This window comes from Janthinobacterium sp. NFX145 (genome assembly GCF_049810325.1).
GTDB lineage: Bacteria > Pseudomonadota > Gammaproteobacteria > Burkholderiales > Burkholderiaceae_D > Janthinobacterium > Janthinobacterium rivuli.
The window spans coordinates 1323572-1339103 of record NZ_CP187360.1 but is presented as its reverse complement, the minus strand read 5'-3'; the positions used below and the strand labels follow the sequence as shown (position 1 = coordinate 1339103).

At 64.0% G+C, this 15532-nt stretch carries 17 protein-coding genes; 9 read left to right on the top strand and 8 right to left on the bottom strand.

Annotation, left to right across the window (positions count from 1 at the left end; genetic code table 11):
• Positions 1-19 precede the first annotated feature (19 nt).
• The 8 genes from ACPJXG_RS05980 (at position 20) to fliR (ending at position 6000) form a co-directional block, all read left to right on the top strand.
• Positions 20-1318 (top strand): flagellar hook-length control protein FliK, encoded by a 1299-nt coding sequence (locus ACPJXG_RS05980; RefSeq protein ID WP_425253689.1) that lies wholly within the window; start codon positions 20-22, stop codon positions 1316-1318.
• Positions 1319-1504: 186 nt separating this feature from the next.
• Positions 1505-2017, top strand: coding sequence for a flagellar basal body-associated protein FliL (gene fliL, locus ACPJXG_RS05975; RefSeq protein ID WP_035821361.1), 513 nt, complete (start codon positions 1505-1507; stop codon positions 2015-2017).
• Positions 2018-2023: 6 nt separating this feature from the next.
• On the top strand, positions 2024-3010 hold the full coding sequence (gene fliM / locus ACPJXG_RS05970; protein WP_034754035.1) for a flagellar motor switch protein FliM: 987 nt from the start codon (positions 2024-2026) through the stop codon (positions 3008-3010).
• A gap of 51 nt (positions 3011-3061) precedes the next feature.
• Entirely contained in the window at positions 3062-3496 is a 435-nt protein-coding gene (gene fliN, locus ACPJXG_RS05965; protein ID WP_034754038.1) for a flagellar motor switch protein FliN, read from the top strand.
• Positions 3493-4071: a flagellar biosynthetic protein FliO gene (fliO, locus tag ACPJXG_RS05960; protein ID WP_425253688.1), complete on the top strand. Its 579-nt coding sequence runs from the start codon at positions 3493-3495 to the stop codon at positions 4069-4071. The genes fliN and fliO overlap by 4 nt, the downstream gene beginning before the upstream one ends.
• A 7-nt stretch (positions 4072-4078) precedes the next feature.
• A complete protein-coding gene (gene fliP, locus ACPJXG_RS05955) occupies positions 4079-4837 on the top strand; it encodes a flagellar type III secretion system pore protein FliP (protein ID WP_370385431.1) in 759 nt (252 codons plus the stop codon).
• Between the two features lie 10 nt (positions 4838-4847).
• Positions 4848-5117 carry a flagellar biosynthesis protein FliQ gene (fliQ, locus tag ACPJXG_RS05950; protein WP_035821365.1) on the top strand — a complete coding sequence of 90 codons (270 nt, stop codon included), beginning with the start codon at positions 4848-4850 and terminating at the stop codon, positions 5115-5117.
• Between the two features lie 16 nt (positions 5118-5133).
• On the top strand, positions 5134-6000 hold the full coding sequence (fliR, locus tag ACPJXG_RS05945) for a flagellar biosynthetic protein FliR (protein ID WP_099402994.1): 867 nt from the start codon (positions 5134-5136) through the stop codon (positions 5998-6000).
• 6 nt (positions 6001-6006) lie between these two features.
• Here the strand turns inward: fliR and ACPJXG_RS05940 are convergent, their stop codons facing one another.
• The gene (locus tag ACPJXG_RS05940; RefSeq protein WP_425253687.1) at positions 6007-6654 is read right to left on the bottom strand and encodes a LysE/ArgO family amino acid transporter; all 648 of its coding nucleotides are present in this window, start codon (positions 6652-6654) and stop codon (positions 6007-6009) included.
• Positions 6655-6727: 73 nt separating this feature from the next.
• Between ACPJXG_RS05940 and ACPJXG_RS05935 the strand changes: the two genes are divergently transcribed.
• On the top strand, positions 6728-7627 hold the full coding sequence (locus ACPJXG_RS05935) for a LysR family transcriptional regulator ArgP (protein WP_425253686.1): 900 nt from the start codon (positions 6728-6730) through the stop codon (positions 7625-7627).
• 143 nt (positions 7628-7770) lie between these two features.
• On the opposite strand, the gene flgL is transcribed toward ACPJXG_RS05935, so the two are convergent.
• From flgL to ACPJXG_RS05900, 7 genes are all read right to left on the bottom strand, one after another.
• Positions 7771-9012, bottom strand: a complete 1242-nt coding sequence (gene flgL, locus ACPJXG_RS05930; protein WP_035821373.1) for a flagellar hook-associated protein FlgL — start codon at positions 9010-9012, stop codon at positions 7771-7773.
• 52 nt (positions 9013-9064) lie between these two features.
• Positions 9065-11032, bottom strand: a complete 1968-nt coding sequence (gene flgK, locus ACPJXG_RS05925; RefSeq protein ID WP_051958993.1) for a flagellar hook-associated protein FlgK — start codon at positions 11030-11032, stop codon at positions 9065-9067.
• Between the two features lie 88 nt (positions 11033-11120).
• Entirely contained in the window at positions 11121-12047 is a 927-nt protein-coding gene (gene flgJ, locus ACPJXG_RS05920) for a flagellar assembly peptidoglycan hydrolase FlgJ (RefSeq protein ID WP_035821376.1), read from the bottom strand.
• A gap of 10 nt (positions 12048-12057) precedes the next feature.
• On the bottom strand, positions 12058-13173 hold the full coding sequence (locus ACPJXG_RS05915) for a flagellar basal body P-ring protein FlgI (RefSeq protein ID WP_099402990.1): 1116 nt from the start codon (positions 13171-13173) through the stop codon (positions 12058-12060).
• Positions 13174-13175: 2 nt separating this feature from the next.
• Positions 13176-13826, bottom strand: a complete 651-nt coding sequence (locus ACPJXG_RS05910) for a flagellar basal body L-ring protein FlgH (RefSeq protein WP_099402989.1) — start codon at positions 13824-13826, stop codon at positions 13176-13178.
• Between the two features lie 50 nt (positions 13827-13876).
• Positions 13877-14659: a flagellar basal-body rod protein FlgG gene (flgG, locus tag ACPJXG_RS05905; protein ID WP_034754070.1), complete on the bottom strand. Its 783-nt coding sequence runs from the start codon at positions 14657-14659 to the stop codon at positions 13877-13879.
• A gap of 72 nt (positions 14660-14731) precedes the next feature.
• Entirely contained in the window at positions 14732-15475 is a 744-nt protein-coding gene (locus tag ACPJXG_RS05900) for a flagellar basal body rod protein FlgF (protein ID WP_035821385.1), read from the bottom strand.
• Positions 15476-15532 lie beyond the last annotated feature (57 nt).

Sequence of the window (15532 nt, the reverse complement as noted above, 5' to 3'; positions counted from 1 at the left end):
GCAACACTGAGGCAGCATCATGCAAACCCAGCCAACACCGATTTCCCAGATTATCTCGCCGAACGCCACGCCGGGCGCCGCCAACCGCAGCCAGCCGTCCACCAGCGGCACGGCGGGCGACTTCCAGCGCACCCTGAACCGCCAGATCGAGCAACGCCAGGCCAGCCGCAATATGGCGCAAGCGCAAATACAAACGCCTGCGCCGGCGCCGGCAGCTCGTCCCGCCAGCCCCGCCGCCACGCAGGCACCCGCCCAGGCGCCAGCGAACGAAGCGAAAGCGGCGCAAGCAGGCACCGAACAGGCGGCCAGCAGCGACCAGCCGCCCGCGCAATCGAGCGAGGCAGCGACATCAGCCACCGCCGACAGCGCCCCGGCCGAAGCCAGCGTGCCCGCCGCCCCCGCCGCGACAGTCACGCCGCCAGCCGATCCGGCCGCCGAAATGCTGGCCCTGGTAGGCAGCATCCAGCTGGCCATCCAGCCACCGGCAGCCGCCGCCAAGGCCGTGCCGGAACTGCCGGCGCGCGCCAGCGTCAAGGCAGAAGGCAAGAACCCGGCGACAGGGCCATTGCTAGCAGCCGGCCTGGGCAGCGGCAAGGCTGCCGCCACCGTCATCGCGCAAGCGGACAGCGGCGACTTTGCCGACAGCCTGGGCCAGGCCCAGGGCAAGGCTGCCGCCACACCGGGCGCCAGCGTGCCGACCGGCAAGGCCGAACCGGGCAAGCTGGCCATCGACGCGCAATTGGCAGCCACCGCCAAGGCGGGCGCTGCCGTGGCCGAACCGGTCCTCAAGGAAACTCCTGCCGACCTGAGCCGCCTGGCGGCCCAGTTGCAGCCGGGCGCGCTGCAGCAGGCCGCGGCCGCCGTGGCCGTGCCGGCAGACAAGCTGACGGGCCGGGTCGGCACGCCGGCCTGGGACCAGCAACTGGGGCAGAAAGTCGTGTGGATGGCCGCTGGCGGCGACCAGAGCGCCACCCTGACCCTGAATCCGCCCGACCTGGGTCCCGTGCAAGTGGTACTGACGGTTACCAATGACCAGGCCGATGCCGCCTTCATGTCGGCCCAGCCGGAAGTGCGCCAGGCGCTGGAAGCGGCCATGCCGCGCCTGCGCGAAATGATGAGCGAAGCGGGCATCGCCTTTGGCAGCGCCACCGTCTCGGCAGGTACGCCGGAACAACAAAACAATGGCGAGCGCGCCGCCTCGGGCGAACGCCGTGGCAATGGCCAGGGTGGCGGCGTGGCGGGTGGCGAGATCGCCATCGCGCCGGCGACAGCCGGACGCAGCCGGCCCAGCCTGAGTGCCGTGGATACCTTTGCCTGAGGTCAATTCGTCGTCCGCAAGCCACTGGCGCGCCCCACGGCGTAACTTTTCGTCTAAAAACAGCGAGTTGAGGGCGCTTCCGCCCTCTTTTCACTGCATCCTTCTGCGCAGAATTTGCCGATAATGACATAATGGCGTCGTGATCCACTTCCATGCACTCGAGTACCATTGAAAGCAAATCCAAAAATGAAAGCAGATCCGAAAGCAGATGCAGGCCTGGCTCCCGCCGGGGCCTCGAAAAAGAAGCTTCTGATCATCGTGCTGGCCTCGGTGCTGGTGGCTGGCGGTATCGGTGGCGGTGCCGCCTGGTACTTCCTGCATGGCAAGGCCGATAAAGAAGAATCGGCACCGAGCAAGAAAAAACATGCCGCTTCCAAGGCAGGTCCGCCCGTCTTCGTGCCCATCGATGCCTTCACCGTCAATTTGCAGCCGGAAAATGGCGAGCAATACCTGCAAATCGCGTTTACCTTGCAGGCCAGCAGCCCGGAAGAAATGGACTTGATCAAGATCAACATGCCGAAAGTGCGCAGCCGCTTGTTGCTGCTGCTGTCCGGCAAGAAGGCGTCCGAACTCAATACCGTGGAAGGCAAGCAGCAACTGGCGGCCGAAATCATCAATCAGGTGAACCAGCCGTTCGAGGACAAAGGGCCGGAGCAGGACGTGACGGACGTATTATTTACCGCATTCATCATTCAATAAGCAGCCATGGCCGATAATTTCCTCTCCCAGGAAGAAGTCGACGCCCTACTCAAGGGCGTCAACGGAGACCAGGACGACGCGCAGGCGCCGGAAGATGTCACGGGAGTTCGTACCTACAACCTGGCAACCCAGGAGCGCATCGTGCGCGGCCGGATGCCAACGTTGGAAATTATCAACGAGCGTTTCGCCCGGCTGCTGCGCGTGGGCCTGTTCAACTTCCTGCGCCGCAGCGCCGAAGTGTCGGTCGGTTCCGTGCGCGTGTCGAAATACAGCGAGTTCATCCGTAACCTGGTGGTGCCGACCAACCTGAACCTGGTGCACATGAAGCCGCTGCGCGGCACGGCCCTGATGGTCTTCGATCCGGGCCTCGTGTTCCTGCTGGTCGACAACCTGTTCGGCGGCGACGGACGCTTCCATACGCGCGTCGAAGGGCGCGACTTTACGCAGACGGAGCAGCGCATCATCCTGCGCATCCTCGATATCGTCTTTGAAGCCTACACCAAGTCGTGGGAGCCGGTCTTCCCCGTCGAGTTCGAATATATCCGTTCAGAAATGAACACGCAGTTCGCCAACATCGCCACGCCGAACGAGGTGGTGGTGGCGTCCACGTTTACGGTGGAATTGGGCTCCGTTTCCGGACAAATCCACTTCTGCATGCCGTATTCGATGATCGAGCCGATCCGCGATTCGCTGACCTCGAGCCTGCAGGGCGAGGCGCTGGAAGTGGACAAGCGCTGGATCCGCCTGATGACGCAGCAGATCCAGATCGCCGAAGTCGAGCTGGTGGCCTCGCTGGGCACGGCGCGCGTGTCGTTCGACGAAATCCTGAACATGAAGGTGGGCGACATCATCCCGCTGAATATTCCCGAACTGATCGCCGCCACCGTCGACGGCGTGCCCGTGATGGATTGCACGTACGGCGTGTTGAACGGACAATATGCCTTAAAGGTTGAAAAGTTGTTGGCCAATGCCGATAACATGAATAACCACTAAATAAATACCCGGGCCGCGTTGCGGTCCGTATCTGTACAACAGGAGAAACACATGTCTGACAACCAAGACGACCAAAGCGCGGAAGACGATTGGGGCGCGGCCATTGCCGAGCAGGCCAAGGCGGAAGCCGAAGCGCTGCAGAACCAGGCCGCCAATACGGCCAGCGCGGCCAGCGCCGCCGTGTTCAAGGACTTTTCCAAGCAAGCGTCGAAGTCGGAAACGCACAACGATATCGATTTCATCCTCGATATCCCGGTGCAGCTGACGGTCGAACTGGGCCGCACCAAGATCGCCATCAAGAACCTGCTGCAACTGGCGCAGGGTTCCGTGGTCGAGCTCGACGGCCTGGCCGGCGAACCGATGGACGTGCTGGTGAACGGCTGCCTGATCGCCCAGGGCGAAGTGGTGGTGGTGAATGACAAGTTCGGCATCCGCCTGACCGACATCATCACGCCTTCCGAACGCATCCGAAAATTGAATAAATGAAGCCTGGCCTGTTGATTTCCACCATGCTGCCGCTGATGGCGGCATGCAGCATTGCCCTGGCTGAAGCGCCAGCCGCGTCCGCACCAGCGGCGGCCAGCGCCGCCAGCGCTTCCGTCGCGCTGGCCAGCGAGACGCCACCAGCCGCCGCAACGGCGGCGGTATCCGCACCTGCCGCCGCCCTGCCCGCCATGCCGCCCGGCGCACCGATGACGATGGCGCCGACCAGCTCGGCCGGCAGCCTGCTGCAAACCATCTTCGCGCTCGTGTTCGTGCTGGCCCTCTTGATCGGCCTGGCCTGGTTCATGAAACGCTATGGCCCCAAGGTGATGGGCGGCAACAACAAGATGCGCGTCGTCAGCTCGCTCAACCTGGGCGGACGCGAACGCATCGTCCTCGTCGAAGTGGCCGACCAGTGGATCGTCGTCGGCGCCTCGCCCGGCCGGATCAACGCGCTGGCCACCATGCCGCGCCAGGAAGGCGATCTGCCGCAACTGGCCACGGCGCAAAACGGCCCCGCGGCCGCCAATTTTTCTGAGTGGCTGAAACAGACCATCGAAAAACGCAATGGGAAATAAGCAGCAGATGGCGTGGTCCACCTTGAAGACTCCTTTGACCTGGCTGCTGGCGGCGGCCGCCCTGGCCTTGCCGCTGTGGGCCATGGCCCAGCCGGGCATCCCGGCCTTCAACAGCACGCCGGCCCCAGGCGGGGGACAGAATTACTCGTTGCCGGTGCAGACGCTCATCCTGATGACGTCGCTCACCTTCCTGCCGGCGGCCCTGTTGATGATGACCTGCTTTACGCGCATCATCATCGTGCTGTCCCTGCTGCGTCAGGCCATCGGCACGCAATCGGCGCCGCCGAACCAGGTGCTGGTGGGCCTGGCCCTGTTCCTGACCCTGTTCGTCATGGGCCCCGTGTTCGACAAGATTTATACGGATGCCTACCAGCCCTATCAGGAAAACAAGATCACCATGCAGCAGGCGATGGACAAGGGCGTCGATCCTCTGAAAACCTTCATGCTCAAGCAGACGCGCCAGGCCGACCTGGCCCTGTTCGCCAAGATGTCGCGCTCGCCAGCCCTGCAGGGTCCGGAAGACGTGCCGCTGCGCATCCTCGTGCCCGCCTTCGTCACCAGCGAACTGAAGACGGCGTTCCAGATCGGCTTTGCCATCTTCATCCCGTTTTTGATCATCGACATGGTGGTCGCCAGCGTGCTGATGTCGATGGGTATGATGATGATGTCGCCGGCGACGATCTCGCTGCCGTTCAAGCTGATGCTGTTCGTGCTGGTCGATGGCTGGCAGTTACTGCTGGGCTCGCTGTCACAGAGTTTCTACTAGGGGAAGTACGATGACACCCGAAAGCGTCATGACCCTGGGCCGCCATGCGATGGAAATCACGCTGATGGTGGCCGCACCCATGCTGCTCGTCGCCCTCATCATCGGCTTGATCGTGAGTATTTTCCAGGCGGCCACGCAGATCAACGAGGCAACCCTGTCCTTCATCCCGAAGCTGGTCGGCATTTTCGTCGCCCTCGTCGTGGCCGGCCCGTGGATGCTGTCCGTCATGCTCGACTACATGCGCCAGGTGTTTACCGGCATCCCGAACCTGGTGGGCTAGTGCAGCAAACGTTGCCATGCTGACCCTGTCCAGCATCGAACTGAACACGTGGATCGCAGCATTGCTGTGGCCGCTTAGCCGCATCCTCGGCCTGATCGCGGCCGCTCCCCTGTTCGGCAACGCATCCGTGCCGGCCACCGTCAAGGTGACCCTGGGCGCGCTGCTGGCCATGATCATCGCCCCCACGGTGCCGGCCTTGCCTGCCGTCAACCCGATGTCCTTGCCCGGCTTGTTGATCCTCACGCAGGAGATGCTGGTGGGCCTGGCCATGGGCTTTTCCATCCGCATCGTGTTTTCCGCCATCGAAATGGCCGGCGAGATCAGCAGTCTCACCATGGGCCTGGGCTTCGCCTCGTTCTTCGACCCGCAAACCAAGGGCCGCTCTTCCGCCATCAGCCAGTTCCTCGTCATGCTGGCCACCCTGATGTTTTTGACCGTCAACGGCCACCTGGTCTTGCTGGCGGCGCTGGCGGAAAGCTTTGTCAGCCTGCCCATTTCATCGAGTCCCATCAGCGGCGGCGGTTTCCAGCAATTGGCGGCCTGGGGCGGAGAAATCTTCCGTTCTGGCCTGCAAATTTCGCTGCCCATCATCGCCGCCCTGCTGCTGACCAACGTGGCGCTGGGCATCCTGACGCGGGCCGCGCCGCAGCTGAACATTTTCGGTATCGGTTTTCCCGTCACCCTGGGCGTGGGCTTGCTGGTGATCAGCATGGTCCTGCCCTACCTGGCCACGCCGTTCCAGAACATGTTCCTGCGCGGCATAGAAACGGCGCGTCTGCTGCCGCGCGGCTTTGCCACGCGCGACCGGCCACCGCCGCCCGCGCCGCCGAACCCCTTGCGCCCCGCACTGCCTGCGACGGCGCCGCTGCCGCCCGCGCGCTGATCCGGGCTACCAGCCCAGCGCGTGGCGCAGCAGCAGCGCCGACAGTACGAACATCGTGATACCAATCAAGCCATCGAGCACTTGCCAGGCCCGGGGCCGCGCAAACCACGGCGCCAGCCAGCGCGCGCCAAATCCCAGCGAGGCAAACCACAGCAGGCTGGCCGCGCTGGCGCCGGCGATAAACCAGGCGCGCAGCGCGCCCGGCTGCTGGGCGCCGATACTTCCCACCAGCAATACCGTATCCAGATACACATGGGGATTGAGCAAGGTAAACGCCGCCGCCTGCGCCAGGATGGCAGCCAGGCCCAGTTGCGCTCCGCCTTCGGCCGCGTGCAGCTGCTGCGGCCGGCGCGCGCGCCGCAGGGCTTGCCAACCGTAGACGGCCAGGAAAGCGGCGCCGCCCAGCGCCAGCGCGCTGGCCAGCAGGGGACGCTGCCCCAGCGCACTGGCCATGCCCAGGACGCCGGCGGCAATCAGCGCCGCGTCGGCCAGGGCGCAAAACAGCACGATGGCGCCCACGTGTTCGCGGCGCAAGCCTTGCCGCAAGACAAAGGCATTTTGCGAGCCGATGGCAACGATGAGTCCCAGGCCCAGGGTCAAGCCCTGGAGAAAGACGGAAAAAACGAGTGGTGTGGTGGCGGTCAAGAGTGTCATGCGGCGATCTTGCCAGCCGCAGGGAATGAAGGCAAACTACCTTTTCTACAGCCAGTTAAGAAAAACTTCAGTCATGCTCGATTATGCCGCCCTCGCCGCCTTGGCCGCCGTCATCCGCGAAGGCAGTTTCGAGCGCGCCGCGCGCGCCTTGCACGTGACGCCATCGGCCATTTCGCAGCGCATCCGCCTGTTGGAAGAGCGCGTCGGCTGCGCGCTGGTGATACGCGACCAGCCCTGCCGCGCCACGGAGACGGGCCGGCGCTTGTGCCAGCACGTGGACCAGGTGCAGTTGCTGGAACAGGATTTGCAAGGTACCTTGCCGGCGCTGGCGGCACAGGGGCCGTCGCGCGCCAGCGTGCCCATCGCCGTGAATGCCGACAGCCTGGCCACCTGGCTGGCGCCCGCCATCGCCGCCTTCGCGGCCGCACACCCGGTGCTGCTGCAAGTGGCCGTCGACGACCAGGACCATACGGCAGAGTGGCTGCGCAGCGGCGCCGTGCTGGCGGCCGTCAGCGCTACGGCCCGCCCCGCATCGGGCTGCAACAGCCGGCCGCTGGGCGCCATGCGTTACCTGGCGGCCGCCAGTCCCGCTTTCATGCAGCGGCATTTTGCCCACGGCGTGGGCGCCGCCAGCCTGGCGCTGGCGCCCAGCCTCGTCTTCAATACCAAGGACGAGCTGCAATCGCGCTGGGTGCGGCGCCTGTGCCACCGGCACGTGGAATTGCCGCGCCACACCCTGCCCTCGTCGCACGCCTTCGTCACGGCCGCCCTGGCCGGCATGGGCTGGGGCTTGCATCCGCAGGCGCTGATCCAGCCCCATCTCGACAATGGCAGCCTGATCGAACTGTTGCCGGGCTCGCCCCTGGATGTGCCCCTGCACTGGCACACGGCGCGTGCCGCGTCCAGCCTGCTCGACGGCTTGAGCGGCGCCATCCTGTCCGCCGCCCGCACGGGCCTGCTGCCGCCCCGATAGCCAGCCTCAGGGCTGGTCGCTGCTGAATGCAAGGCGCAGCGCCGTCCAGGCTTGCACGGTGGCGGCCATCGCGCGGACGCAAAAAAGCCGGGGCGGGAGATGTGCTCCCTGCCCCGGCTTGCCGCTCATCCGATGCGGCTCGCCTACCTGATGTAATTGAACAGCGACAGTCCCGAGATGGACGTGAAGGACTTCTGCGCCGCCTGCAGAGTGATCTGCTGCTGGCTGAACAGGGAAATCGCCTTCACCATGTCCAGGTCCTGCAAGCCGGACAGGGTGCTCGCATATTGCAGGTCGAGGTCGTCGCCGGCGCTGTCGAGCGTGTCGAGTTCCTTCAGACGCGAACCGACTTCCGCGCGCACCGACAGCACGTTGTCGTAGGCCGTGTCGAGAATATCGTGCGCCGTGTTCAGGCTGGCCGTCAGGCGCGCCTGCCCTGCGTCGCCCGAGGCCGGTTCGCCCAGCGCACCGATCAGGTTGGTAATCGTGGTAAAGATCGATTCCTTGCCGCTGGGCTCCAGGGTGAACTTGTCCAGGTCGGCCGGCTTGCCCGCGACATTGACTTGCTGGCCGTCAAAGTTGATGGCGTCGCCCGATTTATAGGCCACCGGCACGGCGGGATTCGGGATGGTCTGGCCCAGGGTCACGTCCGTCACGGTATAGGTCGTCTTGGCATCCGTGCCCGTGCCCGTCACCTGGAAGTCGATCGTGTACTTGTGTCCCGTCAGCTTGGTGGGATCGGTGACGGTGCCGCCGGAAATGATGCCGGCCCCGCCGCGCGCGAAGTTGCCCGGATCGGCCGCCGTGGTGAACTTGCCGTTGCCCGTCAAATTATTCTCGAACACGGCCGCGCCCGAGTCGCTGGTGGCCAGGTAGCGGGCCGAGCCCACTTGCAGCTCGCGCTGGCCCTGGTCGCCCACGTAGGTGGCGCCGCCCGGCGTCTGGCTGAACGGTTGCGTCGTCGATTTGTAGCCGGAAAACAGATAGCCGCCCGCGTTGTCGGACGTGTTGGCGATGCCCATCAGGTCGGTCAGGCGGCCCTTCAGCTCCGTGGCCAGGCTCTGGCGGTCGATATCCTTCAAGGCTGGATTACCGGCCTTCAACACCAGATCCTGCACGTCGGCGATCAGCGAGGTCGTGCTGGCCAGGGCCAGCTCTTCCTGCGAAAGAAAATTCTTGGCGTTCGAGCGGTTCGTCACGAATTGCGTATTGATCGATTGCGATTGCGTCACTTCCAGCGCGCGCGCCGAGGCGATCGGGTCATCGGCCGGCGTCAGGTTGCGGCGATTCGCCGACAGCTGCATCTGGGTGCGGTTCAACGCGCCCTGCAGATTGTTCAGCTGCGTGCTGCCCGCGTCATAGATCATTTTGGTACTGATGCGCATGATGCTGCCCTTCCTGATGGCGGCGGGGCGCTATGCGCCGCCGCCTGAATAATTAACGTCCGAGGCCGATGACCACGTCGAACAGGGTGCTGGCGATCTGCATGACCTTGCCGCAAGCCTGGTAGGCTTGCTGGTAGCGCAACAGGTTGGCCGCCTCTTCATCGAGGTTGACGCCGGAGACGGCCTGCTGCTGCGTGCTGGTTTGTTGCAATAGCGCAAGACTGGCCAGGCCGCTGACTTGCACTTCGCGCGTCTTGTTGCCGACATAGCTGACGGTTTCCGCGTACGAACCCTGGAACGTGGCCTTGCCGCCATCGAGAATGTTTTTCGTCTGCAAGCCTGCCAGCAAGGCGGCATTGCGGCTGTCGCCCACGCCGCCCGAGTTCGGCGCGATGGTAAATTTGTCGCCCTGCGCTGGCGCGCCCGTCATGTTGAAGTTGATGCCGCCAAAACTGAAGCTGTCGCCTTCCGTGTACGGGATGTTCGCCGTGCCGGCAGGATACGTGGTGGTCGCGCCGTTCAAGCCTTTCACCGTCACGGCCTGGCCTGCGGGGAAACCCGACAGCGAGGTGGTCGCCTTGTCGTACGTCAAGGTGACGGTACTCGTCAAGGCATTGCCCGGCGTTAAATACGCCTTGTCCACGCTACCCAGGCCGAGCTTGCCGCTGCCCGTGTTGCTGACGGGCGCGCCCGTGGCGATCGGCGCGCCGGCGGCCAGCTTGTTGCGGTCGGTAATCGCCACGGCCAGGTCGGAAGCGCCATGCGCGGTCGGCCTGACCATGAAATTGTCGCCTTCGGCGGCCGCGCCCGTGATCGAGAAATCCACGCCGTCGATGGTTTGCGGCACGGTTTGCGGATACGGGTTGATGGTTGTTTTCGCGCCGTCGCTCTGGCGCGTCACCACGTAATTGGCGCCGTCATACTTGACGGCATAGTCGCTGGCCGTCAGCTTGGTCGGATCGCTGACCTTGGCCGACACCACGGTCGTGCTGGTCGCGTTGTTGCGGTAGTCGGCGCCGATGACGGGATCGGGCAACTTGAAGAAGTCGGCCCCCATCTCGCCATTCAAGTCCTGGCCCAGCTTGTGCTGTTCATTGAAGGTGGAAGCCAGTGCGATGGCGACCTTGCCCAGCGAATTCTGAATGCGGTCCAGGCTGCCGCTGCGAAATTCCAGCAAGCCGCCCAGCGAGCCGCCGCTGAGGGAGCTTTCCGACAGCTTGGTGACGCTCGTGCCCGTCACATAGCCCACATCCAGGCGGCTCGGATCCGTCGGCGATGGCGTGGTGGCCAGTTCAAAATTCTTCTCGCCCACCACCAGTGGCTGGCCCGAGCCGATCGAGACGGTAATCGAGTTGCCGGCGCCCGGCTGAACCGTTGCCTTGACGTATTTGTTCAGCTCCGTGATCAGCTGGTCGCGCTGATCCAGCAAATCGTTGGGCTGATTGCTTTCATTCACGGTCAGGTTGGTAATCGAGGTATTCAGTTCCGCGATCTGCTTGGCGTAGGAATTGATCACCTTGACGTTCGACGTGATCTGCGAATTGACGCCGTCGCCGATTTCCGTCAGGCGCGCGCTGAGGCCCTGGAAGCGCGCCGTCAGCGAGTTTGCGCTCGACAGCAATGCCTGGCGCGACGACACGGACGAGGGATTCGAGCTGAAATCCTGCACGCCCTTGAAGAAATCGGCCATCGCCGGCGACAGCCCGGCCGTGGGATCAGCCAGCATATTGTCGATCTGGCTGATCTGCGTGTAATACGCGTCGAGCGAACTGGTGGCCGACTGCGCGCCATTCACCTGGGCCGCCATGAAACCGTCGTACTGGCGCTTGACTTGCGACACCTCGGTACCATTGCCAACAAAGCCATAACCGGCATTGTTGAACTGCGCCGTCTGCTGCAGCACCACCTGGCGGTTGTAACCGTCCACGTTGGCATTGGTGATGTTATGCCCGGTCGTCGACAGGCCCACCTGCGCTGCAAGCAAACCGCTCTTACCGATGCTGAGTAGATTCGAAGTCATGGTGTCTTATTGGTTACTGTCATGAGTATTTACGGCAGGCGCGGCGAAAACTTGAAGCGCGCGGCCTGCACAGGGGTGCGGCGAGTTATTAGCCGACCAGCGAATTCTTGATAATTTTTGTCAATTTGGCAGCGTAATTCGGGTCCGTCGCGTAGCCGGCCTTTTGCAAGCCGTGGGCGAACGTGCTGGCGTCGCCCGCGCTGGCCAGGACTTTCTCGTAGCGCTTGTTGTTGGTAATCAACTGCGCATAATCCTTGAAGCTGTCCGCGTAGCTGTCGTAGGCGCGGAATTTTTCCACCTTGCGCTGCGCCTTGCCATTCACGTACTCCGTCGTGACGGCTTCCGTGACCTTGCCCTTCCAGTCGCTGGAGGCCTTGATGCCGAACAGGTTGTGGCTGCTGCTGCCGTCGCGGGCGATGATTTCGCGCTTGCCCCAGCCCGTTTCCAGCGCTGCCTGGCCCAGCATGAACTTGGCCGGGATGCCGGTGGCGCGGCTGGCTTCTTCCGCATGCACGCCCAGTTTTTCCTGGAAGGCGCGCACGTGCGGCGCCTGCGTGGCGTTGGCCTTCTCGCTCAGGGTCTTGCCGGTGGCGGCGGCGCCGCTTGCGCCCTCCGTCAGGGCGCCCTGCTGCTGGCGGAAGGCGGCCAGCGCCTGCGCCATGCTCGACGAGCGGGGCGACGGCGCTTCGGCGCCATCGGCGGCCAGCGCCTGGTTCGACGACGACAACTGGCGGATCAGCACGTCCGCCAGGCCCGTGCCCCGCTTGGCCAGGTTCTGGCTCGTCTGCTGGTCCAGCATCGAGGTGTACATCTTGCTTTGCTGGCTATCCATGATGCCGTCCTGCGGCGTGGCTTCGCGCATGCTTTTCATCATCATGTTGATGAACATGGCTTCGAATTGCGTGGCCGCCTCTTTCAGGGCGGCGGGGTCCTTCGCCTTGGCGGACTGGCGCAAGCCATCCATGCCCTTGACGTCATAGGCGGCGGTATTGCTGAGGTCGGTTTGGCTGATCATGGCGTGTCCATCAAATGATTTCAAGTTCGGCGCGCAGCGAACCGGCCGCTTTCATCGCCTGCAGGATGGCCAGCAAGTCTTGCGGCGAGGCGCCGATGGCGTTCAGGGCTTTCACCACCTCGGACAGCGAGGCGCCGCCCTTGACCAGCATGACCTTGCCCGGTTCCTTCTTGATATCGATCTGCGCCGTCTGCGTGACCACCGTGCGCCCGCCCGACAAGGGCGCCGGCTGGCTCACTTGCGGCTCGACATTGATGGTGACGGACAGGTTGCCGTGCGAAATGGCGCACGTTTCCAGGGTGACGGACTGGTTCATCACGACGGAACCGGTGCGCGCATTCATGATGACCTTGGCCGCCAGGCGGGCCGGATTGACTTCGATGCTTTCCAGCTGGCCCAGGAAGGATACGCGCTGGTCGCTGCCGCTGGGCGACTGCACCTGGATCACGCGGCCGTCGAGCGCGGCGGCCGTGCCGGCGCCGTAGCGGCTGTTGATGGCGTCGACCACGCGGCTGGCGGTGGCAAAATCGGTGGCGTTCAATTCCAGGCGGATGGTGTTGTTGGCGCCCAGCGCCGAAGGCACGCTGCGCTCGACGGTCGCACCGCCCGAGATGCGTCCCACGCTCAGGTGATTAATGACAACGGAGCTGCCGGCCGCCTGCGCGCCCACGCCGCCCACCAGCACGTTACCCTGCGCCATGCCGTACACCTGGCCGTCGGCGCCCTTCAAGGGCGTCATCAGCAAGGTGCCGCCGCGCAAGCTTTTCGCATTGCCCATCGACGACACCGTCACGTCGAGCAACTGGCCCGGCTGGGCAAACGCGGGCAAGGCCGTCGTCACCATCACGGCGGCCACGTTTTTCAGCTGCAAGCTGGTGCCTTGCGGCAAATTGATGCCCTGCTGCTGCAGCATCGCCGCCACGCTCTGGATGGTGAACGGGGTTTGCGTGGTCTGGTCGCCACTGCCGTCGAGGCCGACGACGAGGCCATAGCCCATCAGCTGATTCTGGCGCACGCCGGCGATGCTGGCCAGGTCCTTGATGCGCTCGGCCTGCGCCACGGGCGCCAGCAGGGCGACGGCCAGGCCGAAAATGGCGGCAAAGCGGGGAAAGGTGAAAGTGGCCATGATCAGAAAGGCAGCAGGCTGAGGAAGAAGCGCGAGGCCATCGAGGCCATTTCGGCGCGGTCGATCTGGCTGTTGGTGCGGTATTCGACGCGCGCTTCGGCCACCTGGGTCGAGGGCACGACGTTGCCCGTGCCGATGGTGTCCGGATTGACCATGCCCGAGAAACGGATGAATTCCGTGCCCTTGTTCATGGCGATCTGTTTTTCGCCGGCGACGATCAGGTTGCCGTTTGGCAGCACTTCAATCACCGTCACGCCGATCACGCCGCTAAAGGTGTTGCTGGCGGACTGGTTGTCGCCATCGGCAAATTTCGTCGCGCCATTCGCCGAAACGGTACCGCCCAGGCGGCCCTGTAGCATGCCCGGCGTGCTGAAGCCCACGCTGCCGGACTTGTTGCCGGAACTGGCGCCCGCCTTGACGGCATTCGTGCGCTCGGTGATGGCGATGGTCATGGTGTCGCCCACGTGGCGCGCGCGGCGGTCTTCGAAGGCGGGACGGTAGGTCGACGGCTGGTAGATGGAGCCATTGTTGACGACCACCGGTTCCGGCATCGGCGCGCGCGTGGAGGTCGGATATTGCACGATGGACGTGGGCGTGATGGCGCAGCCGGACAGCAGGACTGCAGAGAACAAGGCGATGATGGGGTATTGCATGGCGAACCTCCGCTGCCATCCGGCGGCGGATGGCATGACGACTATGAAAATTAAAGTTGCGACAGTTTCTGCAGCATTTGGTCGGATGTGGTGATGGCCTTGCTGTTGATCTCGTAGGCGCGCTGCGTCTGGATCATGTTGACCATTTCCTCGGCCACGTTGACGTTCGATGTCTCGATATAGCCCTGCATCAGCACGCCGGCGCCGTTCGTGCCCGGGGTGTTGGTTTGCGCCACGCCGGAAGCGCCCGTTTCCATGTACAGGTTTTCGCCCTTCGATTCCAGACCGGCGGGATTGACAAAAGTAGTCAATTGCAGCGAGCCGATTTGCGATGGCGCCACCGTGTCGGGCAAGGTGACGGAAACGGTGCCGTCGCGCGCCACGGTCAGGCTCAGCGCATTGGTCGGCACGGTGATGGCGGGCTGGATGACAAAACCTTCGGAGGTGACCAGCTGGCCGTTGGCGTCCGTCTGGAACGAGCCGTCGCGCGTGTAGGCGGTGGCGCCGTCCGGCATCAGCACCTGGAAGAAGCCCGTGCCGTTGACCATCACGTCGCGCGAATTGCCCGATGCCTGGGGATTGCCCTGCGTATGGATGCGTTCGGTTGCCACCGTGCGCACGCCGGTACCGATCTGCAAGCCTGATGGCAGCTGGGTTTGCTGCGACGATTGCGCGCCAGGCTGGCGCACGTTTTGATACAGCAAGTCTTCAAACACGGCGCGCGACTTCTTGAAGCCCGTGGTGCTGACGTTGGCCAGGTTATTGGCGATCACGTCCATCTGCGTCTGCTGCGCTTCCAGGCCGGTTTTGGCAATCCAAAGGGAACGAATCATGATTTTTCTCCAATAACAGCGCTAGTCAGCTCTGTAGACTATTTCTATGTGACCATTATGCGGTGGCCCCCATCAATTCAAAGCGAGGATCTGGGTGGCTTTCGCCGCGTTATTCTCGGCATTCTTCAACAAGCTCATTTGCGTTTCGAACTGGCGCGCCAAGGCGATCATGCTGACCATCGAGTCGACTGGGCTGACATTGCTGCCTTCCAGCGCGCCGGTCGTCAGCTTGACGGCCTGGTCGGCTTGCGCCACCGTGCCATCCTTCAGGCGGAACAGGCCGTCGTCGCCGCGCACCAGTTGCTGCTCGGGCGGGTTGACCAGCTTGATGCGTCCCAGCACCGTCGATGGCCCTGGCGGCACGTCGGTGGAAATCGTGCCCACCGTGCCGTCGCTGGCAATGGCCACCGTCACGCCGGGCGGAATCGCCATCGGGCCCGTATCGCCCTGCACCATCAGCCCCGACTGCGTTTGCAGCATGCCGTTTTCATTGAGCTTCAAGGCGCCGTTGCGCGTGTAGGCTTCGGAACCGTCGGCCGACTGCACCGCGATCCAGCCGCCGTTTTCCACGGCCACGTCGAGCGCGCGGCCCGTGTGCTGCATCGGACCTTGCGTGAAATCGGAACCGACCGTCGAATCGACGACGAAGGTGCGCGTCGGCATCATGCCGTCGGCCACCACGGGCACGGCGCGGAACGAGTCGAGCTGGGCACGGAAACCCGTGCTGGTGGCGTTCGCCAGGTTGTTCGCCGTGGTCGCCTGCTTGTCGAGGATGTGCTTGGCGCCCGAGCCGGCGGTGTAGATGAGACGGTCCATGTGTTTTCTCCGTGCAAAACGAAAGCCGGGAGCCATCCGGCAGAACGGCTCCCCTTA

Bases quoted from the DNA above. Each gene is read 5' to 3' on its own strand.
- ACPJXG_RS05980 (WP_425253689.1), top strand. From the start codon at position 20: ATGCAAACCCAGCCAACACCGATTTCCCAGATTATCTCGCCGAACGCC.
- fliL (WP_035821361.1), top strand. From the start codon at position 1,505: ATGAAAGCAGATCCGAAAGCAGATGCAGGCCTGGCTCCCGCCGGGGCC.
- fliM (WP_034754035.1), top strand. From the start codon at position 2,024: ATGGCCGATAATTTCCTCTCCCAGGAAGAAGTCGACGCCCTACTCAAG.
- fliN (WP_034754038.1), top strand. From the start codon at position 3,062: ATGTCTGACAACCAAGACGACCAAAGCGCGGAAGACGATTGGGGCGCG.
- fliO (WP_425253688.1), top strand. From the start codon at position 3,493: ATGAAGCCTGGCCTGTTGATTTCCACCATGCTGCCGCTGATGGCGGCA.
- fliP (WP_370385431.1), top strand. From the start codon at position 4,079: ATGGCGTGGTCCACCTTGAAGACTCCTTTGACCTGGCTGCTGGCGGCG.
- fliQ (WP_035821365.1), top strand. From the start codon at position 4,848: ATGACACCCGAAAGCGTCATGACCCTGGGCCGCCATGCGATGGAAATC.
- fliR (WP_099402994.1), top strand. From the start codon at position 5,134: ATGCTGACCCTGTCCAGCATCGAACTGAACACGTGGATCGCAGCATTG.
- ACPJXG_RS05940 (WP_425253687.1), bottom strand. From the start codon at position 6,654: ATGACACTCTTGACCGCCACCACACCACTCGTTTTTTCCGTCTTTCTC.
- ACPJXG_RS05935 (WP_425253686.1), top strand. From the start codon at position 6,728: ATGCTCGATTATGCCGCCCTCGCCGCCTTGGCCGCCGTCATCCGCGAA.
- flgL (WP_035821373.1), bottom strand. From the start codon at position 9,012: ATGCGCATCAGTACCAAAATGATCTATGACGCGGGCAGCACGCAGCTG.
- flgK (WP_051958993.1), bottom strand. From the start codon at position 11,032: ATGACTTCGAATCTACTCAGCATCGGTAAGAGCGGTTTGCTTGCAGCG.
- flgJ (WP_035821376.1), bottom strand. From the start codon at position 12,047: ATGATCAGCCAAACCGACCTCAGCAATACCGCCGCCTATGACGTCAAG.
- ACPJXG_RS05915 (WP_099402990.1), bottom strand. From the start codon at position 13,173: ATGGCCACTTTCACCTTTCCCCGCTTTGCCGCCATTTTCGGCCTGGCC.
- ACPJXG_RS05910 (WP_099402989.1), bottom strand. From the start codon at position 13,826: ATGCAATACCCCATCATCGCCTTGTTCTCTGCAGTCCTGCTGTCCGGC.
- flgG (WP_034754070.1), bottom strand. From the start codon at position 14,659: ATGATTCGTTCCCTTTGGATTGCCAAAACCGGCCTGGAAGCGCAGCAG.
- ACPJXG_RS05900 (WP_035821385.1), bottom strand. From the start codon at position 15,475: ATGGACCGTCTCATCTACACCGCCGGCTCGGGCGCCAAGCACATCCTC.